Raw genomic sequence first — 25,096 nt, 5'->3', positions numbered from 1 at the left:
CTCTGTTGGTGCGGCGTTTGTTCAGCCCCGGTGATAGCCCGGCTGCCGGACGATTGTCTTTCAAAATCCTGAACCGGAACGCGCTTGCCTCCGGGGACCGGCTCCGTCAGGGTGTGGCCATGACACCGGATCCCGAACAGGGCAATGCTGCGCTCCGGCCGCGAAGGCTGACGGTCGCGGGCCATCGGCTCACGCTGTTGCCCGCGGCTGCCTATGACATCGGCTTTGTCGCCCCGGACGACACGGTCGGGTTTGCCTTCGACCTGCAGCGCGGCAGCCATGCCATCGGAGCGGACAGGCGCGTGCCGTTCTGCCGCCTGCCGAATTCGCTCGCGCTGACGCCGGGGGGCTGCGATGTCCGGTCCGGTTCCGGCACGGGTGGGGAATATCTCCAGATCAGCGGGCGCGGGATCAGTCTGGAAACGCGGGCGTACCGGACAAACATCCAGGTGCCCGGCGCTCTCCGCGCTGCAAGCGAAATCCGCAAGTGGCTGCTGGCAGGCAAGACGCCGGAGGCTCTGGACGCGGAGACCTGGATCGCCCGTCTGACTGGCGCGGTTGAAATGCGAAACAGCCAGGCGAAAGCGGCCCGCTGGATGACACCGTCCCGCTTCCGCCGTGTCACGGACCTGATCGAGGCCAACCTGGAAACGGGGCTGACCGTGGCCGGTATCGCGCGCGACATCGGCGTGTCGGCGAGTTTCCTGAGCCGCGCCTTCGCCGCCTGTTGCGGCCAGTCGCCCTATGATTTCATCCTGAGCCGCCGGCTGCAGCGGGCGCGCCGGCTGATCGCGGACACCCGGCTGCCGCTGGCGGAAGTCGCAGCGGCAGCGGGATTTTCGTCACAAGGTCACATGGCGACCTGCTTCAAGAACCGCCTCGGGATCGTTCCGTCCGATCTGGCGAGGGTCAAAGCACCAGGTTGTGCCGGCCGACCTTGGTGATGTCGGTCTCGCCGCACAGGCCCATGGTGACATCCAGTTCCTTGCGCATGATTTCCAGAACCTTGGTCACGCCCGCCTTGCCCATGGCGCCGAGGCCGTAGATGAAGGCACGGCCGATATAGGTGCTGTGCGCACCCGTGGCGACGGCCTTGAAGATGTCCTGGCCCGAACGGATGCCGCCGTCGAAATGCACTTCGATCTTGTCGCCGACCGCATCGACGATGTCGGCCAGCACGTCATAGGAGGCAAGCGCCCCGTCGAGCTGGCGGCCGCCATGGTTGGAGACGACGATGGCGTCGGCGCCGAGTTCCGCGGCGATCTTCGCATCCTCGACATCGTTGATGCCCTTGAGGATCAGCTTGCGGTCCCAGTGTTTCTTGACCCATTCGACGGACGACCAGTCGAGCGTCGGGTCGAACTGGCTGTTGGTCCATTCCGCCAGCGACGTCATGTCGTCGACGCCGGAGACATGGCCGTGGATGTTACCGAACTGGTGACGCCTGGTCTGCAGCATGTTCCAGCACCAGCGCGGCTTGAAGGCGAGGTCGATAAGGACGTCCAGCTTCGGCTTGGGCGGGGTCGACAGACCGTTCTTGATGTCCTGGTGACGCTGGCCGAGCACCTGCAGGTCGAGCGTCAGCACCAGCGCCGAGCAACCGGCAGCGGTCGCCCGCTGCATCAGGTTTTCCGAAAAGCCGCGGTCGCGCATGACATAGAGCTGGAACCAGAACGGGTTCTTGGTGTTCTCCGCAACATCCTCGATGGAACAGACGCTCATGGTCGACAGGGTGAACGGCACGCCGAATTCCTCGGCGGCCTGGGCAGCGAGGATCTCGCCGTCGGCATGCTGCATGCCGGTCAGGCCGACCGGTGCGAGGGCGACCGGCATCGACACGTCCTGGCCGATCATGGTCGTCTTGAGCGAGCGGTTGTCGATGTTGCGCGCCACCCGCTGGCGCAGCTTCTGGCGCTGCAGGGCCGCCTCGTTGTCGCGGTAGGTGCTCTGGGTCCAGGATCCGGTATCGGCATATTGGTAGAACATTCGCGGCACCCGCCGCCGGGCGAGGGCCTGCAAGTCGGCTACGTCGGTAACAACAGTCATCGGAGTTCCTCCCGAATATCAGGAACGAGGGGTTGGTTTTTCGGTCTTGGGGCGCCGGAGTCCGGCAAGCTTTTCGCGCTGGTCAAGGTCTTCGGCCTCGTTCAGCGTGTTCTGCACATAGTCGATATGGTCTTCGGAGGCCTGCCGCGCGGCTTCGGCGTCGCCTGCCCGGATGGCCCCGGCAATGGCGATGTGCTGCGCAAGCAGCTCTATCCGGGCCGTCGGATGATGATACAGCCGGCCGCGATTGTAGAAGACGCCGTTCTCCAGAAGGCGGTAGCAGGAGCGCAGCGTGTGCAACAGGACCACATTGTGCGCGGCTTCGCCGACCGCGTGGTGGAAAGCCACGTCCAGCCGGCTCTCCGTGGCCAGCTCGCCCATCTCGTGCGCCACCTTCATCTGGTCGACGATATCATCCAGCCGGTCGAGATCGGATGGAGCCGCGCGCCGGGCCGCCAGCGCCGCCGCCTGGCCTTCGATCCCCCTGCGAAATTCGAAATAGTCGGTCTTGGCGGAGGGGTGCCGGGCGATCAGCTGAACGATCGCCTCGGAAAAGATCGGGCCGATCAGGTCGGCAACGAAGGTCCCGCCGCCCCGGCGGGCCTCGACGAGTTGCCGTTCCTCCAGGATCTTCAGGGCATCACGCAGGACCGGCCGCGAGACCGTCATCTGTTCGGCCAGGTCCCGCTCGGCCGGAAGGCGGTCGCCGGACTTCAGAACGCCCTTCAGGATCAGATCCTCGATCTGCTCGACCGCTGCGAGGGCGGTTTTCTGATGGTCGACGGGCCGGAACATGGCGCTTTTCATCTCCTTGACGGCAGGATCCTAGCCACAAAATCGAAATTGGTCAATTTTTTTATCCAATTCTTGTTGCGGAAATGTCGCGCCGCACAGTCATTTCGCCACAACCTCGAAAATCCCGGTTGGTTTCCGGGGTTCCTTCAGGGAATGTGAGGAGAGAGATGCACTACTTTCGTCGAGGATCGCATATTGGAACAGGGGTCAGAAAACGGGTCGTCCTTTCCGACCTTTCGGACGTCTCCCTTGAGGGAAAAGGTCCTGGGAGAGGTCCATGCGCGTCCGTTCCGGGCAATCGGCTGTCCGCGCACATTGCTGCACTACGCCTTTCTGACCGACGCCGATGAAGCTGCGCGCGATCATGCCTGGCTGACCGAATTCTGCGTGTCCAGAGGCGGACACGGCCCGGCCCCGGGGGCGCGCCATCATACGATCCCCTTTGGCGGCGGCACACTGAGCTGGGAACAGCACGCCGAATTCACGACCTATACCTGGGACGGGGCCGCTCATACGCAGACCATCTTCGGACGCGTGCCGATCAACCATCCTTTCGGCGCGGCCTTCCATGCGCCGGGCGACCTGCTCGTGGCTGTGCGCCTCGAGGTGCGGGGCGGCGACGACACGATCGAGTGGCGCAGCCAATTCGACGAGAGCAGCATGACTGTCTCGACGCTGGAGGACGGAGCCGCCATGGCCGCCACCGACTTCCGCCAGGACGGTGACGGCATGACGCGGATCCTGGTCTGCAACCGGACCATGAGCGAAGTCCAGACCGGCGCGATCGTGCAACGTCTTCTGGAGGTGGAGACCTACCGCACCCTGGCCATGCTCGGCCTGTTCGAGGCCACCAGTCTTCAACCCGAAATCAGGCGCTTTGAACTCGAGCTGGCGGAGCTGACCGGTCAGATGAAGGACACGTCGGCGCTTGGGGCGAACCAGGATCTGCTCGACAAGCTGAGCGCCCTGGCGGCGGCACTTGAGGCAGGCGCGACCGCCAGCACGTTCCGCTTCGGTGCCAGCCGCGCCTATGACCAGATCGTCAGGGCGCGCCTTGAGGCTCTGCGGGAAGAAGCGGCCCCGGGCGAATTGTCGATGGCGTCGTTCCTGGTCCGCCGGCTTGCTCCGGCCATGCGCACCTGCCAGGCGATCGAGGACCGCCAGGCGATGCTGTCCAGAAAACTGGCCCGGGCAACGACCCTGCTGCGCACGCGCGTCGATGTGGAGCTGGAGGACCAGAACCGGTCCCTGCTGGAATCCATGAACCGCCGTGCGCAACTGCAACTGCGCCTGCAGCAGACGGTCGAGGGCCTCTCGGTCGCGGCCGTCAGCTATTATGTCGTCGGACTGATTTCCTATCTGGCCAAGGCGGCCAAGGGAACCGGGCTTCGATTGCCGGATGCCAATATCATGACCGGACTGGCGGTGCCGGTGGTCGTCCTGGTGATCTGGTGGACCGTCAAGCGCATCCGCCAGCAGCACGGCGAGCACTGACTTGCCGGTCTGGCGGGCTCCGGACAAACAAAAGGCCGGGACGTGCCGGCCTGATGTTGTCCGCAGATTTCCGTGGTCCTACTCGGTCCCACCCTCGGCATTGAACTGGGCCAGGTAGGCGATCACATCGGCCCGGTCGTCTTCCTTGCGCAGACCGGCAAAGGCCATCTTGCCCTTGGGGATCATGTCCTTCGGCTTGGTCAGATAGGCGTCGAGCGTTTCGACGTCCCAGACCTTGCCGTCGCTCATTTCAAGGAGGTCGTTTGAATATTTGTAGCCTTCGACCGCACCCCAGTCGCGACCGACAATGCCGTTCAGTTCAGGGCCGACCTTGTTCTTGGCGTCGGGGCCAACGGCATGGCACGCCTTGCACTTGCGGAATACTTTTTCGCCCTTGGCGGCATCGCCGTCGGCGCTCGCCTGGACGGTCAGGGCCAGAAGCGCGGTTCCGGCGATAATCAGCAGTCGCTGCATATGTTTCTCCCTCGGTTCGGGCGATTGCACCCGCGGACAACAGAACAGGATGCCCGGTGCGGATGCAAGCGACGCACCGTCGCAGCCGCTCCGGGCCTGTCGGCCGGTGGCACTATAAAGTTTGATTTCAGGAGTAATCAACCCGCCTGCGCGTTGCTGGGCAACCTCAGCCATTCTTCAAGTCCGGCATCCCAGTAGGGAGACGAACCGTAGAGGCCCGCGAGGAAGTCGATGAACACGCGAACCTTTGCGGGGAGGAACTGGCGGCTCGGATAGACCGCGTAAAGCCCGACATCCTTGGAAGCCCGGTACTGGGGCAGAAGGATCTGCAGTTTTCCCTCGCGCAATTCCGGGCCGACATCCCAGGTGGAACGCAGCGCGATGCCGACACCCGCCATCACGCACTCGCGCACGACTTCGTTGGAATTGGTTTTGACGGGAGCCTGCGTTCGAACCGTCTCGATGCCGTTCGGGCCGGCCAGGCGCCAGGGATCCTGGTTGGTTGCCGCGATCGTGACATGGTTGGTCAACAGATCGTCGATACTTTCCGGTGTGCCATGCCTGGCGACATAGTCCGGGCTGGCGCACAGGACCCGGTGAACGGGCGCAAGGCGGCGGGCGACGAGGCTGCTGTCGGACAGTTCCGCAATGCGGATGGCAAGGTCATAGCCGTCGCCGACGATGTCGACAAAGTCGTCGGACAGATCCAGATTGACGGACAGGTCCGGATTTTCCATCAGGAAGGTTCCCAGATGCGGCGCGATATGCAGCCGGCCGAACGACGTTGGAACGGCCACCTTGAGATTGCCCCGTGCTTTCGCGGATCCGCGGGAAACAAAGGACTCGGCCTCCTCAACCGAAGCCAGAATGGCAACGACCCTTTCATAAAAGCCCTGGCCGGCCTCGGTCATGGCAATCTGGCGGGTGGTGCGTTGCAGAAGCCGCGTGCCGAGTTTTTCCTCAAGACGGCGGATGCGTTTGGAGACCACGGCCGGCGACAGTCCCATTTCGCGGCCGGCGGCCGACATGCTGCCGGCGCTGACCACTCTTGCGAAAATCTCCATGTCCGTCAGATTGCTCATTTTCAATCTCTCAGAAAGACAATTAGTATTTCCAGAACGTTTCCCCGGACAAAGAAGCTTGCCACACTCGCGGAAACGCGTTGCACTACACGACTATCATACGTCAGACCTAGCTTGTTGGATCAATGGGCTAAAAAGTAGAAGGATCATTATTCGTGACCGCCATTGCGATGCCTCCCCCCGATCAGGCCGTAATCGCCCGCCGCAAGGAAATCCTGAGCGCGCTGCAGGCCATCGTGCCCGGGGAAGGTGTTATCCATGACGAGCGCGAAATGCGGGCCTACGAAACGGATGCCCTGACGGCCTACCGGCAACTGCCGCTGATTGTCGTGCTGCCCGAGACGGTCGAACAGGTCTCCAAGGTGCTGAAATACTGTCATGAGCATGACGTCAAGGTGGTGCCGCGCGGAGCGGGGACATCCTTGTCGGGTGGGGCTCTTCCTTTGGAAGACGGTGTGCTGCTTTCGATGATGAAATTCAATCGCGTGCTCGACATCGATTATGCCAACCGGGCGGTGGTGGTTCAGCCGGGTGTGACCAATCTCGGCATTACCAGGGCCGTCGAACACGAAGGCTTCTACTACGCGCCGGACCCGTCCTCCCAGATCGCCTGTTCCATCGGCGGCAACATTGCCGAGAATTCGGGCGGCGTGCATTGCCTGAAATACGGTCTGACCACCAACAACGTGCTCGGCCTGGAAATGGTTCTGATCAACGGCGAGGTGATCCGGCTGGGCGGCAAGCATCTGGACAGTGAAGGTTACGACCTCCTGGCCCTGATGACCGGGTCGGAAGGGTTGCTTGGTGTCGTCACCGAGGTGACCGTGCGCATCCTGCAGAAACCGGAAACGGCGCGCGCCCTGCTGATCGGATTTCCCACCAGCGAAGACGGCGGCCGCTGCGTGGCCGACATCATCGCGGCGGGCATCATTCCCGGCGGCATGGAAATGATGGACAAGCCGGCCATTCATGCCGCGGAAGATTTCGTCAATGCCGGTTACCCGCGCGACGTGGAAGCCCTGCTGATCGTCGAACTGGACGGACCGGAAGGCGAAGTGGACTACCTGATCGGACGGGTCGAGGAAATCGCCAGGGCCAACAAGGCCAGTCACCTGCGCGTCTCGGAAAACGAGGAAGAGCGCATGACGTTCTGGGCGGGGCGCAAGGCAGCCTTTCCGGCGGTCGGCCGGATCTCGCCGGACTATCTGTGCATGGACGGTACGATCCCGCGGCGCGAATTGCCGAAGGTCCTGGCCCGCATGCGCGAACTGGGAGACAAGCACGGCCTTGGCGTTGCCAATGTCTTTCACGCGGGCGACGGCAACCTGCATCCGCTGATCCTGTATGACGCCAACAAGCCGGGGGAACTTGACGCCGCCGAAGCCTTCGGCGCGGACATCCTGCGCCTGTGCGTCGAGGTCGGCGGGGTTCTGACCGGTGAACACGGGGTCGGCATCGAGAAGCGCGACCTGATGACGGACATGTTCTCCGAGGCCGACCTGAAACAGCAACAACGGGTCAAGTGCGCCTTTGACGAGAAACACCTGCTCAATCCGGGCAAGGTGTTTCCGGTGCTGCATCGTTGCGCCGAACTCGGCAAGATGCATGTGCACAAGGGCCAGTTGCCTTTTCCTGATATCCCGCGGTTCTGAGAGGGCAACATGGACGCAACCTTGAAACCGCGCGGCGCAACAGACGTCGAAGATGTGATCAAATGGGCCGCCGGCGAGACCCAGCCCCTGGAAATCGTGGGACAGGGGTCGAAGCGGGCCCTCGGGCGCCCGGTTCAGGCGGCCCATGTTCTCGACCTGTCGGATCTGGCTGGTGTTGAAAGTTACGAACCGGCTGAGCTGGTGCTGACGGTCAAGGCCGGGACACCGATTGGCGAAGTCGAAAAACTCGTCGACGACAACGGACAGGAACTCTCCTTCGAACCGATGGACTACGGGCCATTGTTCGGAGAGGAACCGGGACGGGGGACGATCGGCGGCGTGCTTGCGGCCAACCTGTCCGGGCCCAGGCGCATCAAGGCCGGGGCCGCACGCGATCACGTCCTCGGCATGGAAGCGGTGTCGGGACGGGGCGAAATCTTCAGGTCCGGTGGCAAGGTGGTCAAGAATGTCACCGGCTATGACCTGCCGCGCGCATTGTGCGGATCTTTCGGCACCCTTGCCGTGACGACGACGGTGTCCTTGAAGGTCAATCCCAAGCCCGAGACATCGGCGACCTTCTACCTCGCGGGGCTGGACGACCAGGACGGTGTTCAGGCCTTGTGCGATGCCATGGGGTCGTCGGCCGAGGTGTCCGGCGCGGCCCACTTGCCGGACTGGGTCGATGGCGGCAAGAGCAGAACCCTTTTGAGGCTGGAAGGTTTCAAGTCCTCCGTCGACTATCGAATGAAAACCCTCCAGGAGAGGCTGGCCGGTTTCGGCAAGCCCCAGATCCTGGAAGAACAGGGATCGAAGGAAATCTGGCAAAAGGTACGGAACGTGGAACCGTTCGCCGCGCGGGATACCCCGGTGTGGCGGATATCCGTCGCACCGACCGCCGGGCCGCAGCTGGTGGCGCGTCTGAAGACCGTTTTTGAACTGGACGCCTTTTATGACTGGAGCGGCGGGCTCGTCTGGCTGTCGTGCACGGATGGCGAGATCCATCAGGCGAAGATCCGCACGGCTGTCGAGGCCGTCGGCGGCGGCCACGCCACCCTGGTGCGTGCGGATCCTTCCGTGCGTTCCGACACAGCCGTGTTTCAACCGCAGCCGGGCCCCCTTGCTGCGCTGTCCCGGCGTCTCAAGGAACAATTCGATCCCAAGGGCATTCTAAACCCTGGACGAATGGTCTCCGGCATGTAGTCTGAAAGCGTTTGTGTCAAAGGGCCATTTGAAGCGGAGTTCAGTTATGGAACAGCAATCCGATGTCGCAGGTTACATGGAGCCGGGCGGCAAGAACGCCACGCTCATCTATATTCTTTATCTGGCAAACATCATTGTCCCCTTCACCGCCATTGTCGGTGTCATTTTCGCCTATTTGAACCGCGGGCAAAGCACGGCCTGGGTCGACAGTCACTACACCTACCAGATCCGGACCTTCTGGATCGGATTGCTGTTCGGGATCATCAGCGGCCTGCTCACCATCATCCTGATCGGCTTCCTTCTGATCATCCTCGTTCTGATCTGGATGATCGTCCGCTGCATCAAGGGCATTCAGCTGGCCGGCCGGGGGGAACCGATCCCGAACCCGCAGACCTGGATGTTCTGAGGACACCGACGCCTGCCAGGGGCGCGCCGGTCTTGCAAAGGCGGCGCGCCTGGCGCGGCGGATTTCCTTTCCGTTCGGTTGAAAGCCGCGATTCCGGTGGGACAGATTGTCCCTGAGAGCAAAACCATTGTGCCCGAAAGGTGCCTTGTGCGGCCCCGCGCCAGACCGTACGATCCGCGGCGCTTCATGAGGAGATCGCCGCAGGAGAGCGGACGCCCGGCCGGTTTGGGCCGGTCGTCCGGGAGCCGATCTGGAAACGGGCAGGGGGACGCAGGCCGAAATGCAGACCAATTTCACCGCAGAGCAGTTGAAGGACAGCCATGTCGCGGCTTCGGAACAGATCCTGCGCAAATGCGTGCATTGCGGGTTTTGCACCGCGACCTGCCCGACCTTCACCTTGCTTGGCGATGAACTCGACAGCCCGCGTGGCCGCATCTACCTGATCAAGGACATGCTGGAAAACGATCGTCCGGCCGATGAAAAGATCGTCAAGCATGTCGACCGCTGTCTGTCGTGCCTCGCCTGCATGACCACGTGCCCTTCGGGCGTGCATTACATGCACCTGGTCGACCATGCCCGCATTCACATCGAAAAAACCTACAAGCGCCCGCTGTCGGACCGGCTGATGCGTTCGGTGCTGGCCTTCGTGCTGCCCTATCCGAAGCGTTTCCGCCTGGCGCTCATCGGCGCGTTTTTCGGCCGCCCGCTTGCCGGCGCGTTCAAGTTGCTGGGCGGCCCGCTGGCCAAGATGGGAGCCATGCTGGAACTGGCCCCCGCCCGCGCGCCGATGCGTGGCCAGCTGGAAGGCCCGGGCGTATTCAGGGCCGAGGCATCGGCCCGCAAGGGCCGCGTGGCGCTATTGAGCGGCTGCGCCCAGCCGGTGCTCAATCCCGGCATCAATGATGCCACCATCCGCCTGCTGCGGCGGGCCGGCTACGAGATCGTGCTGCCGAAGGGCGAGGTCTGCTGCGGCGCGCTGGTCCATCACATGGGCAAGGAAGAAGCGTCGCTGGAAAACGCCCGCCGCAATGTCGATGTCTGGACGGCGGAAGCGGACGGCGAGGGCATTGACGCGATCCTGATCACGGCATCCGGCTGCGGCACCACGATAAAGGACTACGGCTACATGCTGAAGGACGACCCGGCCTATGCCGAGAAAGCGGCAAGGGTGTCCGCGCTGGCGAGGGACGTCACCGAATTCCTGACCGGTATCGAGCTTGGCGAGCCCGCCATCAATCCGGGCCTGACCGTCGCCTATCATTCCGCCTGTTCCATGCAGCACGGCCAGAAGATCACCCGTCAGCCCAAGGACCTTCTCAAGGCGGCGGGGTTTGCCGTCAAGGATGTTCCCGAAGGCCACCTGTGCTGCGGTTCGGCGGGCACCTACAACATTCTCCAGCCCGAGATCGCGCGCCGCCTGCGCGACCGCAAGGTGGCCAATATCGAGAAAACCCGGCCGGACGTAATTGCCACGGGCAATATCGGCTGCATGACCCAGATCGGCCTCGGCACCGGGATACCGATCCTGCACACGGCCGAACTGCTCGACTGGGTCTATGGCGGCCCGGAACCGGACGGACTGTCTCCGGTCCTGCGCGCGCGCGACGCCTCGGAATAGCCGCCGCGGCCTGGCGATACGTCAGCCGTCCCGCGTGCCCAGTTGCACCGGGGTCTTGTCCGGTCCCGCGTCCGCCTTCTCGCCCGCAAGCCGGAGCGTGCGTTCCAGAAGTTCCTCGTAGATGGGCCGGCCGCCCAGGTGATGAGCGGTCAGCGACGCCGTGGTGCAGGTGACCAGCACCGGCATGATCAGCGCATAGGCGCCGGTCAGTTCCATGACAAGGACAACGCCGACCATGGGCGCACGCACGGAGGCTGCGAAGAAACCGCCCATGGCGGCGACGGCACAGGCGGCGCGGAAATCGTCCTCGATCGGCAAAAGCCCCACGGCGGCCACGCCGAAGGCAAGCCCGGCGCAGGTGGCGATCGACAGCATCGGTGCAAAGATGCCGCCGGGCACTCCGGAGGCATAGGAAAACAGCACTCCGCTGAAGCGCAGGACGGTCATCAGCAACAGCGCAAGGACACCGTATTTGCTTGCGATCAGGCCATGCACAAGATCCTCGCCGCCACCGGTGGCATCCGGAAAGGCATTGAGAAGAATGCCCGTGGCGGCACCGACCGCCAGTGCCGGCAGCCAACGCAGTCCCGAGGGGATTTTCAGGAACAGGTCCATGACGGTGATCAGGGCTCGGTTGAAGAACACGCCGAGCCCGCCGAGAAAGATCCCGAGCACGGCCAGCAGGGCGAAGCTCCAGACCGGTACATAGCTGACCTCGACGAGAAGGGGCGGCCCGATGCCCGTCAGCTCCTCGGTGACCGCCGCACTCAGGATCGAGGCAATGATGACGGCCATGTAGGTCCGGAAGCCGAAGGGAAACTGCCGCCGTGTCTCCTCGACGATGAAGAGGATCGCGGCCAGGGGGGCGTTGAAGGCCGCCGCCAGGCCCGCAGCCGCACCGGCAGCGAGCAGTCCCTTGTGATCGTCGGGTGACAGGGGACGCGAGCGGGACACGGCTTCCGCGGCCATGGAGCCCATGTGGATCGTGGGGCCCTCGCGTCCGAGAACCAGCCCGGACCCGAGCGCGAGCAGTCCGCCGAAGAACTTGGCGACCAGAACGGACGCCGGACGAAGCGGCCGCTTGTCTTCCATCGCGCCTTCGATTTCCTGGATGCCGCTGCCGGCGGCTTCCGGCGCGACCCGCTGGACAAGCAGGAACGCGCCTGTCACGCACAGGGCGGAAATCGCGGCCGATACGGCATAGGGCAGAAGGCCCGTACCGAGCGCGGCCCGCAAGGCCGCATATTGGGCAAACAGGAACTCAAGCCCCGTGTGAAACCCGGTCGCCAGCGCGCCGACCAGCAAGCCGACCAGCGCGGCCTTGAGGCAATAGGCTGCATCCGATCGTGTGGAAAAGGACTTGGAAGGGTCTGGCATGCGGCTGGCCGGATGAACTCGGATGAAGGACTGCGCAGACCGCTGATTCGGCCCGCGCGCAGGAAAAGCCTGCCGGGAAAACAGGGAATTCGCAAGAGAGCGGCAGAACTGGAAAACGCGCGGCTTGCCGCGCGTTTTCAAACTAGACCAACGACACCAATCGTTAATTGGTCACGACAGCCTGGAACGCTAGATGACGTGGACCGTGGTGCCGACACCCACGCGTTCATAAAGATCGGTGACATCCTGGTTGCGCATCCGGATGCAGCCGGACGAAACGGCGTGGCCGATGGTCCAGGGCTGGTTCGAGCCGTGGATGCGGTAGAGCGTCGAGCCGAGATAAAGGGCCCGTGCACCAAGCGGGTTTTCCGGTCCGCCGGCCATGTAGGTCGGCAGGTCGGGGCGGCGCTTGCGCATTTCTGCAGGCGGGCGCCAATCCGGCCATTCGGCCTTGCGGGTGATCTTGTGCGTGCCGGCCCATTCAAAGCCCGGTTTGCCGACGCCGACCCCATAGCGGCGCGCGGTGCCGTCATTTTGCACCAGATAGAGATAGCGGGCATTGGTGTCGATCACGATCGTGCCGGCCTTGTGGGGACCGTCATAATCGACCACGGTCGGCAGGAATTGCGGCGCGATCTGCCGGCTTTGCGGTTGCTGTGCCTGGCGTTGCCGTTGCGGCTGCTGGCGCACCGGCTGCTGCCGGGGAGACCACCAGTTCGTGCGGCGCACCCGGGGTTGCTGCTGCTGCGGCACCTGCCGGAACTGGTATCGGTTTGCCGTGGACCTTCGCTGGACGCGCGGTTTCAGCTGCAGCATCCAGGGCTCGGTCAGATTCGGACTGAGGACGAGCGGAGGCGGGGCGACCTGACCGGCGGACGCCGGAGCGCCGGCAAGGCCCGCGCAGGCAATCAGGACACCCGCAAGGGCTCCAAGGGAAATCGGACGTAAAAGGAACATGGCAGCACTCGCAAACTTGTCATCGACCACGTTCAGCGGCTTCGGGCTGGGCCAAAGCTGCCGGTTAACGGATTGGCAAGGATGATAAGCTGCGGCTCTCAGCCAAAAGTGAATCCGGCCTGGAGAATTCAGGTAATCTTTTCTTATGGTTATTCTTTTCTTGAAGAACAGGCTTAACGAAAACACACCAGGCGGGAAGTCGTTTGGTTAACGAATTCAAAGCGGATTGAATCCACTCCGCTTTCCCCGATTCCTTGGTTAACGGACACTGCGGCGCGCATCCCGGGCGACGAGCGGCAGGATCTGCCGTGTCTGCTTCATCGACATGCCTGGCTTGATGCGCGGGTCGTAAAGCATGTTCAGGATGATCTGGTCGAACACCGTGAACCGGCTGTGGCGTGAGGAATCGTTAAAGACGGAATGAATGAGCGCCTCGTCGTCGTTCATGGGGCCGAGACCCTGCAGCAGTTCCTCGACAAGACAGCGCTTGAAAAGAAATTCGCCCTCGTCGGAAACGATCACGGCGGCCGACCGCTTGATGCCGCCCCGGCCGGACACCACGCGCACGAGACAGCGGCCCGGAACCCGGGCACGGTCGCTCTTGTAGATATCTTTCCTCACCACCTGTTCATATTGCGCCCGATCGACGACATAGACCTCGAAATTCGCGGTCGAGGGGTCGCTGGCGATGCTCGTGGTCAGCCCGCCGACGCGGTTGCCGATTTCCTTCACGAACCGGTAGACCGTTCTCGTACGGTCGCGCGAGGACAGGTTGTGAACGAAAAAGTTCACCGGCCGGGTGAACTTCTTGACCAGGTAGGGCCGCCAGCTCCAGCTGCGATATTCAAGTCCGAAAACGGTTTTCTCGAATCCCTCCAGGAGTTCCTCGGTCGAAAAGGAATCGCTTGCGGCCCGTGCAGGCGGCATTTGAGTGGAGGCGCCAAGAAGCAGGAGACAGGCCAGGAAAAAACGCATGAAGGTCATAGAGGTCAAGGCACCGTTTGCAACGACATTGGCCCGGAAATCATGGCCTGGACAGGCGCCTGACGGGTTTGTTGATCTGGGTGTCCGGAGGATAACCAAAGGACCGGGAAGAGGAAAGCCAAGAAACCGTTACCAAAGCGCAAATCCTCCCGGGAGGCACATCAAGTTTTGAAAAAACATTTCCTTAAACTTCCACTGATATAGCTGGCTCGTATTGCGAATTAAGAAAGCCTGCAGGGCTGGGGACGGGAGTAGGCATGGCCGCGGTGAAAAGATCCTTCCGAGCGGAAAGTTTGATACGTATGAATTCCGGGGCCAATGAGGATCCGGCTTTTGCAGAAGAACGCCGCCACCGGGAGGTGATGGCTGAAATCGCCAGCCTGAAGTCCATGGTCAAAAGTGGCGGGGAGCAGCAGCAGTCCGCCGTGGATCCGCAAGCCATGAGCGAAAAGTTCATGGCCGAGTTCCGCAAGGAATTGTCCGAGGCCGCCAAGCTCAAGGTCGAACTGGATGCCATTTACGAGGCGATTGCCCAGACCAAGAGGGAAATCGCCACGCTGCACCAGACCACCGGGGCCGAGGGTGAGGAAATGACCCGCGTCACCAACGAACTCGACGCGGTTGTCATCGGAACGGAAGGGGCCACGGAAACGATCCTGTCCGCCGCCGAATTCATTGACGAGACCGCAAACACCCTGTCGGCCCGCGTCGACAAGGAAGACGCCGAACTCGCCGGAGACATCCAGGACAAGGTCATCCAGATTTTCGAGGCCTGCAACTTTCAGGACCTGACCGGCCAGCGCATCACCAAAGTCGTGGCGACGCTGCGCTTCGTGGAGGACCGGATCATCCAGATGATGGACATCTGGGGCGGCATCGAGACCTTCAAGGACATCGAGGTTGAAGCCCGCGACCTCAAGGAAGGTGACGCGGCGCTGCTCAACGGCCCGGCCCTGGAAAGCGACATCGACGTCGCGACCCAGGACGACATCGACGCCCTGTTCGCCTGATCCCTCGCAATTCCCGTTTCAAGAGCCCGGCCATTCGGCCGGGTTTTTCCGTAGTCGGCCATTCGGTCGGGCTTTTCCGTTGCGGGCCTGAACTTCCAGTTTGAACTTGCCTCGGTTGGCTCTTCCCGCTACCAAGACGAGAACAAAGAGTGAATATCGGGATGGCCATGGCTGACGACAAGATGACGGTGAAAGCGGAGCGCGATCCGGAAACCGGGTTGCTGACGGGACATGACGGCAAGGCGCGCTGCTGGTGGCACGGCGGGCTGGAGGACTACCAGCGCTATCATGACACAGAATGGGGCTGGCCGGTCGACGAGGACCGGCGCCTGTTCGAAAAGGTCTGCCTAGAAGGCTTCCAGTCGGGCCTGTCCTGGCTGACCATCCTGCGCAAGCGCGAGGCCTTTCGCGCCGCCTTCGCCAATTTCGAGTTCGGCAAGGTTGCGCAGTTCACGGAAGCCGATGTCGAACGCTGTCTCCAGGATGCCGGCATTGTCCGCCACCGCAAGAAGATCGAGTCGACCATCAACAACGCCCGGCGGGCGTTGGAGCTGCGCGCCGAATTCGGTTCGCTCGCCGCCTATTTCTGGTCCTTCGAGCCGAAGCCGGAAGACCGCCCGCAGACAATCGATTTCGCCACCGCGCGCACGCTTGGCAAGACCGCGGAAAGCACCGCCCTGTCGAAGGACCTGAAAAAACGCGGCTGGAGCTTCGTCGGTCCGACCACCGTCTACGCGTTCATGCAGTCGATGGGCATGGTCAACGACCACCTGGAGGGCTGTTGCTGCCGTCAAAGCGTCGAGGCGGCGCGGGACGCGTTCACGCGGCCGGTGACGGCGTAGAGTTTGAATAAAGCTGCATTGATCTCGGCCGGTATGGCGTTGGCCGTGGTCCACCAGAAACGATTTTGCCCTTCAGACTTGCACCCCAGCCCTCGCCGCAAAGGGGAGGAGGCCTGAGGTCGCGTGCCCAAAATACAGGTGTCATCTCAGCGAAAGCGGAGACCCAGGAAGCTTCATCGGCATCCTTTTTCTTGCGCAAAAGCCGTCTGCCGGAAAATCCCTAACCGCCCACCTTTGCCTTCAGCGGCGCGAACAGCCGGTTCTCCCTCGAGAACACGTAGTCCAGTGTTTCCACCGTGACCGTTTCGGCGCCTTCGCCGATCAGGAGTTGCGCGCAGTCGGCGACGGCCTCCTTCGGGCAGAGCACGCTGACATGATGCGCGTCGTCATTGTCCGAAAAGCGCTGCTGGGCGCCGATCTTGCTGACCGACCTGAGCGCCTGGGTCCGGTCGTCGACGACGGCTTTCACCAGCTTGACGTTGCGCGCGGCTTCTTCCGCCGCCACCCGATCCAGGATCGCCCGCGCCGCGGTCAGGGCGGTTGCCGACCAGTTCGCATTGAGCGAGGCGACAAGGTTCGCCTGGCTTTTCAGCATGACGCCGTCGGCCAGGATCTTCAGGTTGTTGGCCTGGAGGGTCGAGCCCGTGGTGGTGATGTCGACGATGAGTTCGGCCGAGCCTGCCGCCGGTGCACCTTCGGTCGCTCCGGCGCTTTCGACGATCCGGTAGTCGGCGATGCCGTTTGCGGCGAAGAAGGACCGGGTCAGGTTCACGTATTTGGTCGCGACGCGCAGGCGGCGGCCATGGCGGTTGCGGAAATCGGAGGCGACATCGGAAAGGTCCGCCATGGTTTCCACGTCGATCCAGGCCTTGGGCACGGCAACAACCACATCCGCCGGGCCGAAGCCGAGCGGCGTGACGATGTGAACCGTGCTGTCCGGGTCGGTGATGTTCTCATGAACCAGGTCGAGGCCCGTAATGCCGAAATGGACGTCACCGTCGGACAGTGCCCGCGCGATTTCGGACGCCGACAGGAAGGCGATCTCGACGTTGTGCAGTCCCTTGATCGCGCCCCGGTAATTGCGGGCCCCTCCCGGCTGCAGCACCTTGAGCCCGGCCTGGCCGAAGAACTCGTTGGTGTTCTCCTGCAGGCGTCCCTTGGACGGAATGGCGATGATCAGTTTGCTCATGCGTCTACACTCGCTGCAATCCGGTCCTGCCACATGGAAAAGCCGATCGCCGGGACGTCGTCCCGCGCGCCCAGCAGGGTAACCAGCTTGTCGTACCGGCCACCGCCGACCAGGGGGCCTTCCACCTGTGTGCCCGCGGCATGAATCTCGAAGACGAAACCGGAGTAGTAATCGAGGCGGCGGCCGAATTCCGCCGTGAAACTTAGCCGTGACGGGTCAATGCCCCTGGCGTCGAGGGCGGCCAGACGCTGCTCGAACGCGGCCAGCGGCGTGTCCAGGCCAAGGCCGAATTCCGTGGAGAAATCCCGCAGGGCCTTCGGCGCGGCGGCGCCGTCGGCCTTCAGGGACAGATAGGCGGACAGCGTTTCGGCGGCCTTGTCATGGCCGCGGGCACCGCTGGCCAGCGCCGCCTGTTCCAGGAACCGGTCGGCGATTTCGCTCGGTGTGCGCCCGCCGACCGCGGAAATGCCGGCAATCGACAAGAGGTCCTCGACCACCGCGTGGGCGGCTTCCGGATCGGCGCCTTCCAGCGCGGACAGGAACCCGAGGCGGACGTCGCGGCTGTCGTCGTCCGAGGAGGCACCGCCGGCCATCCGGCCGATGGCGGCGTTCAGGCGGTCGGTCTCGCCGAAGAGATCGCGCAGCCGCCGGCGCCAGACCGTCGGCAGGTCGAGGCCTTCCAGAATTGCGGCAAAGATCGTCTCGTCGCCGATGCGGATCAGGCAGTCATTCAGGCCGAAAACTTCGAGAGCCTTGACGGAGAGCGCCAGCAGGTCGGCGTCGGCTTCGGCGGTGTCCGCGCGGCCGAGGCTTTCCGCGCCCAGCTGCGGGATTTCGCCGAGACCGTCCGGCCGCTGGCGAAACACCGGGCCGCTGTAGCAATAGGCGGCCGGCAGCTTCGCCCCCGCTGCCGCCAGGTGATGGCGGCACACCGGAATGGTGAAGTCGGGCCGCAGGCACAGGTCTGCGCCATCCGTGCCGCTGGTCAGGAACAGGCGGCGGCGAATGTCCTCGCCGGTGAGGTCGAGAAAGACGTCCGCCGGCTGCAGGATCGGCGGGCTCACATGGGTGTGGCCGGCAGCCTTGAACAGCTCCAGAACTGCTTCGATCTTCGCCGTGTCCAGCCCGCTCATCTGCGCCGCTCCCATGTCTCAGGCCTCGCTTGCCCGTTTGCGGTCGTCCGCCTGGCCGTCCAGGATGGACCGCACCGTCCCGACCAGGTCGGCCTCCTTGACGGTGATCTGCGCCGGGCGGCTTTCCCGCCAGGTGATGTTGTCGGTGATCTCTTCCGACAGGCGCTTGCCCTCGATCAGGTCCTTCACCTGGATCTCGCCAGCCTCGCGCTCGTCGGACCCCTGGATGATTGCCACCGGGCAATTGCGCCGGTCTGCGTATTTCAGCTGGTTGCCGAATTTCTTCCAGTTGCCCTGGTACATCTCCGCGCGGATGCCCGCCTGGCGCAGGTCCTGGACCATCTTCTGGTAACGGCCGAGCGCGGCGACATCGCCGTCCATGACGGTGACGAGAACCGGCGCAACCACGTCGGCGGTGCCGAGCTTGCCGAGGTTCTTCAGGGCAGTCATCAGGCGGGAGACACCGATGGAAAAGCCGGTCGCCGGCACATCGCGGCCGGTGAAGCGCTTGACGAGACCGTCGTAACGACCGCCACCGCCGACGGATCCGAACTGGACGACCTCGCCTTTCTCGTTGGTGACGTCGAACAGGAGCTCGGCCTCGAAGACGCAGCCGGTGTAATATTCAAGGCCGCGCACGACGGAGGGATCGATCTTGATCCGGTCCTCGCCATAGCCGCAGGCGCGTACGATTTCGCGAATCGTGTCCAAATCAGCGAAGCCGTCAGTGAAGCCAGCAGTTTGCTTTGCTGCTTCGTTGAATTCCATTTCGTCGACACCATCGACAAATCGCTCGTTAGTGACGACCTTTACGACGAAACTTGCCTGTCGTTCGCCTAAACCTGCTCCTTTTGTGAAATCGCCACTCTCGTCCTTTCGTCCTACTCCAAGGAGCTGCAACACACCCTCGGAACCGAACTTGTCGAGCTTGTCGATGGCCCTGAGCACCGTCAGGCGGCGCTCCTCGTGTTCCTCGCCACCAAGACCGATGGCTTCGAGAACACCGTCAAGAACCTTGCGGTTGTTGACACGGATGACGTAGTCGCCGCGCGGGATGCCGAGGGCTTCCATCGTGTCGGCCATCATCATGCACATCTCGGCATCCGCCTGGACACCCGGCGCGCCAACCGTGTCGGCGTCGAACTGCATGAACTGGCGGAACCGGCCGGGACCGGGCTTTTCGTTGCGGAACACCCAGCCTGCCCGGTAGGTGCGGTAGGGCATCTGGATCTCGTTGATCAATTCCGAAACATGCCGGGCGAGCGGCGCGGTCAGGTCGTAGCGCAGGCTCATCCACTGCTCGTCTTCATCCTGTACGGAAAAGACACCGGCGTTCGGCCGGTCGGTGTCCGGCAGGAACTTTCCGAGGCAGTCGGTATATTCGAAGGCCGGCGTTTCGACGGGGTCGAAGCCGTATTGCTCGTAGACGGCACGGATCTTTGCGAGCATCTCGTCGGTGGCGCGGATGTCCCCGGCAGAGCGGTCGACAAAGCCGCGCGGCAGGCGGGCCTTCAGTTTGTTCGGTTTTTTGGCCATGAAAATCTTAGGTCGTGGTTCGGCGCCCTGAAAACCTCAGGCGTCCAGCGTGATGATGGTGCCGATGTCCTAGACGAAACAGACCGCTAGGGCAAGGACGGGACGCATTGCGCAAGCCTTGTCCTTGGTCGACGACAATCGGCACCGGGTACAGTCGGGCTGCAAATGCGCGAGTACACCCTGATTGATGAGCCGCCACCGTGCCAAAGTCACCTCTCCCGCTGGGAGAGGTCGGAGCGCAGCTCCGGGTGAGGGGGCAAACCTGTCCGCATGACCGCCAGTGTTTGACCCCTCACCCCAGCCCTCTCCCCACAGGAGAGGGAGCGAGGTCCTGCTGTAGGCGATCTTCAAGCCAAACACGATTTAGGTGGCAACTCCGGAATTCAGCCCCCCGGTGTCACCCCGGACAAGCGGAGCGCAGATCCGGGGCCTACTCGCAGGACAACTCGCTGAAGCGACGGGGAATTCTCCCAAGCGCAGCAAAACCCACCGGTTCTCTGGAAACGAGTGGGCCCCGGCTCTCCCTGTGGTCGGCCGCGGTGACATCGTTTTTGACGAGAGAGTGAGGGCTCCGGGAGAGGCGTTTGCAGCTCGAATTCAGGACATCGCCTTGTTTGCATCACAGTTCGGGTTAAAAGGCCCTTGAATAAAGGCAGAGGTCGGTGCAGATGCACCGGGGCAACGGTCGGGCCGTTCCGACGGAATTCCGCGCTGTCTTTTCTTGTATTTAATCTCTGGCGGGCTATGGTCCGCGCGACTTGCGGCCAAGCGGCCGGCCGGACGCGGTATCCGGCGCAGACGGACAGAATGGGTTGACGATGGACAGTGCGGTGCGCATGGCAGAAGACAATGCCGGCGAAAGCGGAGCCGGGGCTCGGGAAAATATCGCGGCACAGGCCGCGGAACTGAGCGTGATCCTGCCGAGCTTCAACGAAGCCGCCAACATCCCGATCCTCGTGAAGCTGCTTGACGAGACCCTGGCCGGCATCGCCTGGGAGGCGATTGTCGTCGATGACAATTCTCCAGACGGAACGACCGAGGTCGCCCGCAAGATCGCGCTCCGCGATCCCCGTATCCGCGTCATTCGCCGCATAGGCCGCCGGGGACTGTCCGGTGCCTGCATCGAGGGCATCCTGGCGTCCTCCGCACCCTATGTGGCGGTGATGGACGCCGATCTTCAGCACGACGAGACCCTGCTGCCGAAGATGCTGACAGAACTCAGGACCGGCGATGTCGATCTGGTGGTCGCCAGCCGCAAGGTCGATGGCGGAACCACCGGCGAAGGGCTTTCAAAGATCCGCGCCTGGGGCTCCGACATCGCCAATTCGCTTGCACAGAAGCTGCTGAATGTGACCTTGAAGGATCCGATGAGCGGGTTCTTCATGGTCCGCAGGGAAAAAGCGGAAGCCCTGGCGCCGAAACTGTCCCCCCAGGGGTTCAAGATCCTGCTCGACCTGGTCTCCAGTGCCAATGGCGCCCTCAGGATCCGCGAACTGCCTTTCACCTTCCGCGAGCGCCAGCACGGCGAAAGCAAGCTGGATACGCTGGTCACCTTCGATTATTTCGGCCTGCTTCTGGCGAAATATTTCGGCGACATCGTTTCCGTCCGGTTCCTGATGTTCGGCCTGGTCGGTGCCAGCGGCCTGGTGGTTCACCTGGTCGCGCTGCGCCTGTTCCTGCTTGGCGGACTGGAATTCAACATGGGCCAGACGGCGGCCTCCTTCGTCGCCATGACCTCGAACTTTTTCCTGAACAACCAGCTGACCTATCGCGACCGGCGCCTGCACGGTCTCCAGGCGATCATCGGCCTGCTGACCTTTTATGCGGTCTGTTCGGTCGGCGTGCTCGCCAATGTCGGTGTCGCCAACCTGATCTATGCCGACCCGTCCTACTGGTGGTTCGCCGGCACGGCCGGGGCGATCATGGGCGCAGTCTGGAACTATGCGGCAAGCTCGGCGCTGACCTGGCGCAAGTCCTGAAGGCACGGCGTGACCACGACAGGCCTCAAAGACAACACCCCGTTTTTCCTGCGTCCGGCCGGATTGATCCTGCTGGTCGCATTGCTGACGGCGCTGAAGCTGTTTGCCGCCGCCAACGCGCATTTCGTCGAGGACGAGGCCTATTACCGGATCTGGGGGCTCAATCCCGCGCTGAGCTATTACGACCACCCGCCGATGATCGGCTGGTGGATCACGGCGGGGCAGGCACTCTTCGGCGACACCGTGTTCGCCGTGCGGGCGCTGGTGGTTTTCTCCGGCGTTCTCGGCTCCCTCGCGCTGTGGCGCACCGCCGGCCTGCTGTTCGACAGGCGGGTGGCCGGCTGGGCGGTGCTGTTCCTGAACACCTCCCTGCTGGTCGGTATCGGCGGCATCCTGGCGACGCCGGACGCGCCTTCGGTCCTGTTCTGGGGACTGAGCCTGTGGGCGCTGGCGGAACTCTCCCATTCGAAAAATGCCAATTGGTGGCTGGTCGTCGGGCTGATGGCCGGGCTGGGGCTGCTCGCCAAATATTCCGTGCTGTTCCTGGGGGCAGGGATCGTGCTCTGGCTGCTTTGGGTGCCGGAGGCGCGGCGCTGGTGGGGGCGCTGGCAATTATGGGCCGGCGGCGCGATCGCGCTGTTGTGCTTTGCCCCCGTCCTCTACTGGAACCACCTGCATGACTGGGTCAGTTTCTACAAGCAGTTCGGCCGGGCCGGCTCCGGCGGCTTCACCTTGAAATACATCTTCGAGTTTCTGGGCGCGCTGATCGGGCTGATGAACCCGCTGATCGCGGTCCTGGCGGTGCCGGGCGCGGTGATCCTGGCAAGGCGCTTGCGAAACCGGGACAAGGCTGCCTCTCTGCTGCTGCTGACCGTGCTGCCGTTTCTCCTCTATCTTCTCTATCACTCGCTGCATGCCCGCGTTCAGGCCAATTGGCCCGCTCCCCTGTTTCCGGCCTTCGCCATGATGGCAGGGGTGTTCGCGGCCGGTCTTCCCTCGGGAAAATGGACCTGGCTGCCGCGCACGGGTGTCGGCCTGGGATTGGTGGTTGCCATCGTGGTACAGCTGCATGCGGTGTGGCCGCTGACGGGAAGCCTTGCCCGCAAGGACCCCACTTTCCAGCTGCGCGGCTGGCCCGAAATCGGCAACGCGGTGCGGGCGATCGCACACCGCGAAGGCGCCGCCTTTGTCGCGACGACCAGCTATGGCCTCAACGGCCAGCTTGATTTCCTTTTGAAGGACGATGTCCCGGTGGTGCAGCTGACAGAACGCATCCGCTACATCATGACCGGCGATCCTGACCTGTCCCTTTTCGATGGACCGGGTCTTTATGTCGCCGAAAAGCGCCGCGACAAGGCCGACAACCTGGAAGACAGTTTCCGGACGGTCGAGCCGCTGGCGGAGCTGACACGAACGGTCAGGGGCGTGCCGCTGGAGACGCTGGTGGTCTACAAGCTGGACGAGCGGTCCGGCACCGTATTCGAGCCGATCGCGGAAAGATGACCGGCAGCTGACGTCTCCTGCCGCAAAGAACTGGCTTGCAAAGAGCCCCCGAATGCCGCAGGGATTATGACCAATTAGTCAGTTTGTCCGGTCCGCCCGCGGAATTGTATGAAGCGAATTACACTTGGTGCCCTTGATTACGGCCTGGCCTTCGGGGTCGACCGTGCCTTGCGCGATCTCGTCGAGCAGGGGCGGCTGAGTGCGCTTGGCGCCCTGGTCACGACCGACCTTTGGCCGCGTGAGTTCCGCCCACTGCAGGAAACGGTCCAGAAGGTCGGCAAGCGCGCGATGTTCGGGGTGACACTGGCCTTCAGCGGCGACAGGGTATCTCCCGTCAGCGGCCGCATGCAGGAAGTCTATGGCGACCGCATGTTCACGCGCGAGCAGCTTCAGCGCCGCGCCCTGTTCCGGTTGTTGCCGGACGAACTTCTTCTCGAGGAAGCCCAGGCACAACTCGCCCGCTACAGCGTCCTGATGAAACGGCCGCCCGATTTCGTGGCGGTGCGCGAGGGGCTGCTTGCCAGAACCTCGCTGGCCCGTCTTGTGTTCAAGGCGATCGTCCATGCGGATTACGAAACACCGCCGCTGGTGATTTCTCCGGTGCGGTCGGGCCTGAAACCGGTTCGCCTGGCGCGGCTTGCAAGGTCCTATGGATTGAAGCTGCTGCCCAAGGCCGACCCGTTGCCGGAAACCGATGACCAGGAAGAGCTGCAATGTCTCCTGCACAATCACTTTGACGGCATGACGGACCTGAGTTTTGTTGCCGCCATTCCCGGCCGTTCGGACGACCGGTTGAGACGCGACGAGCCGCGCCGGAAGGTGGCGATCCGTGAATGCCAGTATGACGTGCTTGCCAGCGACAGATTCTTCCATACGCTGGAGAAGAAGGACGTCTTCCTGAATTGAAACGAAAAAACGGTCCTGCGGGGAACAGGACCGTTTTTCGTGGAGGTCTGGAAGGGGGGAGGGGCAACCCCGCTTCCATGTCTTTAGATATAGGGTTATTTTGCTCCGATGCACGTGATGTGGATCACATGTTTTCATTTGATCTTCTTTTTTGCAGGCGGCGCTATTGGCAGGGGGTCGAAGTGGCTGAAATTAAAGACTTTTTAAAAAACAGCTTTTCGCTGGAAGGGCTGGAATCGGAACTGGCGGTCGGATTGTCCCGCCTGGCGCGGCCCATGAAGATTGGGGCGGGCACGATCCTGTTCGAAAATGGCGACCCGGGCAACGGCTGTTACGCGGTTCTTGAAGGCTCGCTCAAGGTGGCGCTGCTGTCCGTTGAGGGCGACGAACAGCTTCTGGCGGTCCTGGGCCCTGGCGATCTCGTCGGCGAACTGGCCCTGCTCGACGGCCGCCCGCGCTCCGCCACAGTCAGCGCCCTGAAGGACGCCCAGCTCGCCTTTATCGACAAGGCGGCGTTCCAGCGGTTCGCCGATGAAAACCCTGCTGTCTACCGACACATGCTGTCGATTGTCGGCAAGCGCCTGCGCCATGCCAATGACGTGCTGGCGGCGCGCTCCTTCCTGCCGCTGCCGGGCCGGGTCGCGCAGACCTTGCTGCAATTGTCAGAGACCTTCGGCAAGCAGCTCGACGACGGGCGCATGCTGATCCACTACAAGCTCAGCCAAGCCGACATTGCCAACATGGCCGGCGCCGCGCGCGAGAATGTCAGCCGTGTCCTCAACGACTGGAAACGTGCCGGCACCATCAGCCGCATTTCCGGATATTACTGCATCGAGCAGATCGAATTCCTGGAACAGGCCTCGACGCTCTAGGGGCTGCCGCGGCGCTTTCCCTGTCAGCCTTCGTCATGCCA

At 63.0% G+C, this 25,096-nt stretch carries 22 protein-coding genes; 12 read left to right on the top strand and 10 right to left on the bottom strand.

What is annotated here, in order from left to right; genetic code table 11:
• Positions 1 to 53 precede the first annotated feature (53 nt).
• Entirely contained in the window at positions 54 to 944 is an 891-nt protein-coding gene (locus tag O6760_RS01215; protein WP_269583673.1) for a helix-turn-helix domain-containing protein, read from the top strand.
• Here the strand turns inward: O6760_RS01215 and O6760_RS01210 are convergent.
• Positions 910 to 2,046: an alpha-hydroxy acid oxidase gene (locus tag O6760_RS01210; protein ID WP_269583672.1), complete on the bottom strand. Its 1,137-nt coding sequence runs from the start codon at positions 2,044 to 2,046 to the stop codon at positions 910 to 912. The two genes, O6760_RS01215 and O6760_RS01210, sit on opposite strands and share 35 nt — an antisense overlap.
• A gap of 18 nt (positions 2,047 to 2,064) precedes the next feature.
• Complete coding sequence (locus O6760_RS01205) at positions 2,065 to 2,841, bottom strand: FadR/GntR family transcriptional regulator (RefSeq protein WP_269583671.1); 777 nt, start codon at positions 2,839 to 2,841, stop codon at positions 2,065 to 2,067.
• 249 nt (positions 2,842 to 3,090) lie between these two features.
• Here O6760_RS01205 and O6760_RS01200 point away from each other — a divergent pair, with 249 nt between their 5' ends.
• The gene (locus O6760_RS01200; protein WP_269583670.1) at positions 3,091 to 4,335 is read left to right on the top strand and encodes a DUF3422 family protein; all 1,245 of its coding nucleotides are present in this window, start codon (positions 3,091 to 3,093) and stop codon (positions 4,333 to 4,335) included.
• A gap of 78 nt (positions 4,336 to 4,413) precedes the next feature.
• Here O6760_RS01200 and O6760_RS01195 read toward each other — a convergent pair whose 3' ends face one another.
• Both O6760_RS01195 and O6760_RS01190 read right to left on the bottom strand, forming a co-directional pair.
• A complete protein-coding gene (locus O6760_RS01195; protein ID WP_269583669.1) occupies positions 4,414 to 4,809 on the bottom strand; it encodes a c-type cytochrome in 396 nt (131 codons plus the stop codon).
• Between the two features lie 137 nt (positions 4,810 to 4,946).
• Positions 4,947 to 5,891, bottom strand: coding sequence for a LysR family transcriptional regulator (locus tag O6760_RS01190; RefSeq protein ID WP_269583668.1), 945 nt, complete (start codon positions 5,889 to 5,891; stop codon positions 4,947 to 4,949).
• A gap of 155 nt (positions 5,892 to 6,046) precedes the next feature.
• On the opposite strand from O6760_RS01190, the gene O6760_RS01185 reads away from it, so the two are divergent.
• The 4 genes from O6760_RS01185 to glcF all read left to right on the top strand — a co-directional run bounded on the left by O6760_RS01185 (position 6,047) and on the right by glcF (position 10,767).
• Positions 6,047 to 7,543 carry an FAD-linked oxidase C-terminal domain-containing protein gene (locus O6760_RS01185; protein ID WP_269583667.1) on the top strand — a complete coding sequence of 499 codons (1,497 nt, stop codon included), beginning with the start codon at positions 6,047 to 6,049 and terminating at the stop codon, positions 7,541 to 7,543.
• A 9-nt stretch (positions 7,544 to 7,552) separates the two neighbouring features.
• Complete coding sequence (gene glcE, locus O6760_RS01180; RefSeq protein WP_269583666.1) at positions 7,553 to 8,743, top strand: glycolate oxidase subunit GlcE; 1,191 nt, start codon at positions 7,553 to 7,555, stop codon at positions 8,741 to 8,743.
• A 46-nt stretch (positions 8,744 to 8,789) separates the two neighbouring features.
• Positions 8,790 to 9,149, top strand: coding sequence for a DUF4870 family protein (locus O6760_RS01175; protein ID WP_269583665.1), 360 nt, complete (start codon positions 8,790 to 8,792; stop codon positions 9,147 to 9,149).
• A gap of 280 nt (positions 9,150 to 9,429) precedes the next feature.
• Positions 9,430 to 10,767 carry a glycolate oxidase subunit GlcF gene (glcF, locus tag O6760_RS01170; protein ID WP_269583664.1) on the top strand — a complete coding sequence of 446 codons (1,338 nt, stop codon included), beginning with the start codon at positions 9,430 to 9,432 and terminating at the stop codon, positions 10,765 to 10,767.
• Positions 10,768 to 10,788: 21 nt separating this feature from the next.
• Here the strand turns inward: glcF and clcA are convergent, their stop codons facing one another.
• The 3 genes from clcA to O6760_RS01155 all read right to left on the bottom strand — a co-directional run bounded on the left by clcA (position 10,789) and on the right by O6760_RS01155 (position 14,085).
• Positions 10,789 to 12,144, bottom strand: coding sequence for a H(+)/Cl(-) exchange transporter ClcA (clcA, locus tag O6760_RS01165; protein ID WP_269583663.1), 1,356 nt, complete (start codon positions 12,142 to 12,144; stop codon positions 10,789 to 10,791).
• Positions 12,145 to 12,333: 189 nt separating this feature from the next.
• Positions 12,334 to 13,101, bottom strand: a complete 768-nt coding sequence (locus tag O6760_RS01160; protein ID WP_269583662.1) for a L,D-transpeptidase — start codon at positions 13,099 to 13,101, stop codon at positions 12,334 to 12,336.
• A gap of 258 nt (positions 13,102 to 13,359) precedes the next feature.
• Positions 13,360 to 14,085, bottom strand: a complete 726-nt coding sequence (locus O6760_RS01155; protein ID WP_269583661.1) for a DUF2927 domain-containing protein — start codon at positions 14,083 to 14,085, stop codon at positions 13,360 to 13,362.
• A gap of 362 nt (positions 14,086 to 14,447) precedes the next feature.
• Between O6760_RS01155 and O6760_RS01150 the strand changes: the two genes are divergently transcribed.
• The gene (locus O6760_RS01150; RefSeq protein ID WP_269583660.1) at positions 14,448 to 15,095 is read left to right on the top strand and encodes a protein phosphatase CheZ; all 648 of its coding nucleotides are present in this window, start codon (positions 14,448 to 14,450) and stop codon (positions 15,093 to 15,095) included.
• Between the two features lie 167 nt (positions 15,096 to 15,262).
• Positions 15,263 to 15,937 carry a DNA-3-methyladenine glycosylase I gene (locus O6760_RS01145; protein WP_269583659.1) on the top strand — a complete coding sequence of 225 codons (675 nt, stop codon included), beginning with the start codon at positions 15,263 to 15,265 and terminating at the stop codon, positions 15,935 to 15,937.
• Positions 15,938 to 16,157: 220 nt separating this feature from the next.
• On the opposite strand, the gene hisG is transcribed toward O6760_RS01145, so the two are convergent.
• The 3 genes from hisG to hisS are packed head-to-tail and all read right to left on the bottom strand — an operon-like array spanning position 16,158 to position 19,795.
• A complete protein-coding gene (hisG, locus tag O6760_RS01140; protein WP_269583658.1) occupies positions 16,158 to 17,126 on the bottom strand; it encodes an ATP phosphoribosyltransferase in 969 nt (322 codons plus the stop codon).
• Complete coding sequence (locus O6760_RS01135) at positions 17,123 to 18,259, bottom strand: ATP phosphoribosyltransferase regulatory subunit (RefSeq protein WP_269583657.1); 1,137 nt, start codon at positions 18,257 to 18,259, stop codon at positions 17,123 to 17,125. Before O6760_RS01135 ends, hisG begins: the two co-directional genes overlap by 4 nt.
• An 18-nt stretch (positions 18,260 to 18,277) precedes the next feature.
• Positions 18,278 to 19,795: a histidine--tRNA ligase gene (gene hisS / locus O6760_RS01130; RefSeq protein WP_269583656.1), complete on the bottom strand. Its 1,518-nt coding sequence runs from the start codon at positions 19,793 to 19,795 to the stop codon at positions 18,278 to 18,280.
• Between the two features lie 836 nt (positions 19,796 to 20,631).
• Here hisS and O6760_RS01125 point away from each other — a divergent pair.
• The 4 genes from O6760_RS01125 (at position 20,632) to O6760_RS01110 (ending at position 25,055) form a co-directional block, all read left to right on the top strand.
• Positions 20,632 to 21,774 (top strand): glycosyltransferase, encoded by a 1,143-nt coding sequence (locus O6760_RS01125; protein ID WP_269583655.1) that lies wholly within the window; start codon positions 20,632 to 20,634, stop codon positions 21,772 to 21,774.
• 9 nt (positions 21,775 to 21,783) lie between these two features.
• Positions 21,784 to 23,277 (top strand): ArnT family glycosyltransferase, encoded by a 1,494-nt coding sequence (locus O6760_RS01120; protein ID WP_269583654.1) that lies wholly within the window; start codon positions 21,784 to 21,786, stop codon positions 23,275 to 23,277.
• A gap of 108 nt (positions 23,278 to 23,385) precedes the next feature.
• Entirely contained in the window at positions 23,386 to 24,183 is a 798-nt protein-coding gene (locus O6760_RS01115; RefSeq protein ID WP_269583653.1) for a ChbG/HpnK family deacetylase, read from the top strand.
• Between the two features lie 182 nt (positions 24,184 to 24,365).
• The gene (locus O6760_RS01110) at positions 24,366 to 25,055 is read left to right on the top strand and encodes a Crp/Fnr family transcriptional regulator (protein ID WP_269583652.1); all 690 of its coding nucleotides are present in this window, start codon (positions 24,366 to 24,368) and stop codon (positions 25,053 to 25,055) included.
• Positions 25,056 to 25,096 lie beyond the last annotated feature (41 nt).

Source organism: Roseibium sp. Sym1 (assembly GCF_027359675.1).
Lineage (GTDB): Bacteria > Pseudomonadota > Alphaproteobacteria > Rhizobiales > Stappiaceae > Roseibium.
This window is presented reverse-complemented; position numbering and strand designations above follow the sequence as displayed.

Bases quoted from the DNA above. Each gene is read 5' to 3' on its own strand.
- O6760_RS01210 (WP_269583672.1), bottom strand. From the start codon at position 2,046: ATGACTGTTGTTACCGACGTAGCCGACTTGCAGGCCCTCGCCCGGCGG.
- O6760_RS01205 (WP_269583671.1), bottom strand. From the start codon at position 2,841: ATGTTCCGGCCCGTCGACCATCAGAAAACCGCCCTCGCAGCGGTCGAG.
- O6760_RS01195 (WP_269583669.1), bottom strand. From the start codon at position 4,809: ATGCAGCGACTGCTGATTATCGCCGGAACCGCGCTTCTGGCCCTGACC.
- O6760_RS01190 (WP_269583668.1), bottom strand. From the start codon at position 5,891: ATGAGCAATCTGACGGACATGGAGATTTTCGCAAGAGTGGTCAGCGCC.
- glcE (WP_269583666.1), top strand. From the start codon at position 7,553: ATGGACGCAACCTTGAAACCGCGCGGCGCAACAGACGTCGAAGATGTG.
- O6760_RS01175 (WP_269583665.1), top strand. From the start codon at position 8,790: ATGGAACAGCAATCCGATGTCGCAGGTTACATGGAGCCGGGCGGCAAG.
- glcF (WP_269583664.1), top strand. From the start codon at position 9,430: ATGCAGACCAATTTCACCGCAGAGCAGTTGAAGGACAGCCATGTCGCG.
- clcA (WP_269583663.1), bottom strand. From the start codon at position 12,144: ATGCCAGACCCTTCCAAGTCCTTTTCCACACGATCGGATGCAGCCTAT.
- O6760_RS01160 (WP_269583662.1), bottom strand. From the start codon at position 13,101: ATGTTCCTTTTACGTCCGATTTCCCTTGGAGCCCTTGCGGGTGTCCTG.
- O6760_RS01155 (WP_269583661.1), bottom strand. From the start codon at position 14,085: ATGACCTTCATGCGTTTTTTCCTGGCCTGTCTCCTGCTTCTTGGCGCC.
- O6760_RS01150 (WP_269583660.1), top strand. From the start codon at position 14,448: ATGGCTGAAATCGCCAGCCTGAAGTCCATGGTCAAAAGTGGCGGGGAG.
- O6760_RS01145 (WP_269583659.1), top strand. From the start codon at position 15,263: ATGGCTGACGACAAGATGACGGTGAAAGCGGAGCGCGATCCGGAAACC.
- hisG (WP_269583658.1), bottom strand. From the start codon at position 17,126: ATGAGCAAACTGATCATCGCCATTCCGTCCAAGGGACGCCTGCAGGAG.
- O6760_RS01135 (WP_269583657.1), bottom strand. From the start codon at position 18,259: ATGAGCGGGCTGGACACGGCGAAGATCGAAGCAGTTCTGGAGCTGTTC.
- hisS (WP_269583656.1), bottom strand. From the start codon at position 19,795: ATGGCCAAAAAACCGAACAAACTGAAGGCCCGCCTGCCGCGCGGCTTT.
- O6760_RS01125 (WP_269583655.1), top strand. From the start codon at position 20,632: ATGGCAGAAGACAATGCCGGCGAAAGCGGAGCCGGGGCTCGGGAAAAT.
- O6760_RS01115 (WP_269583653.1), top strand. From the start codon at position 23,386: ATGAAGCGAATTACACTTGGTGCCCTTGATTACGGCCTGGCCTTCGGG.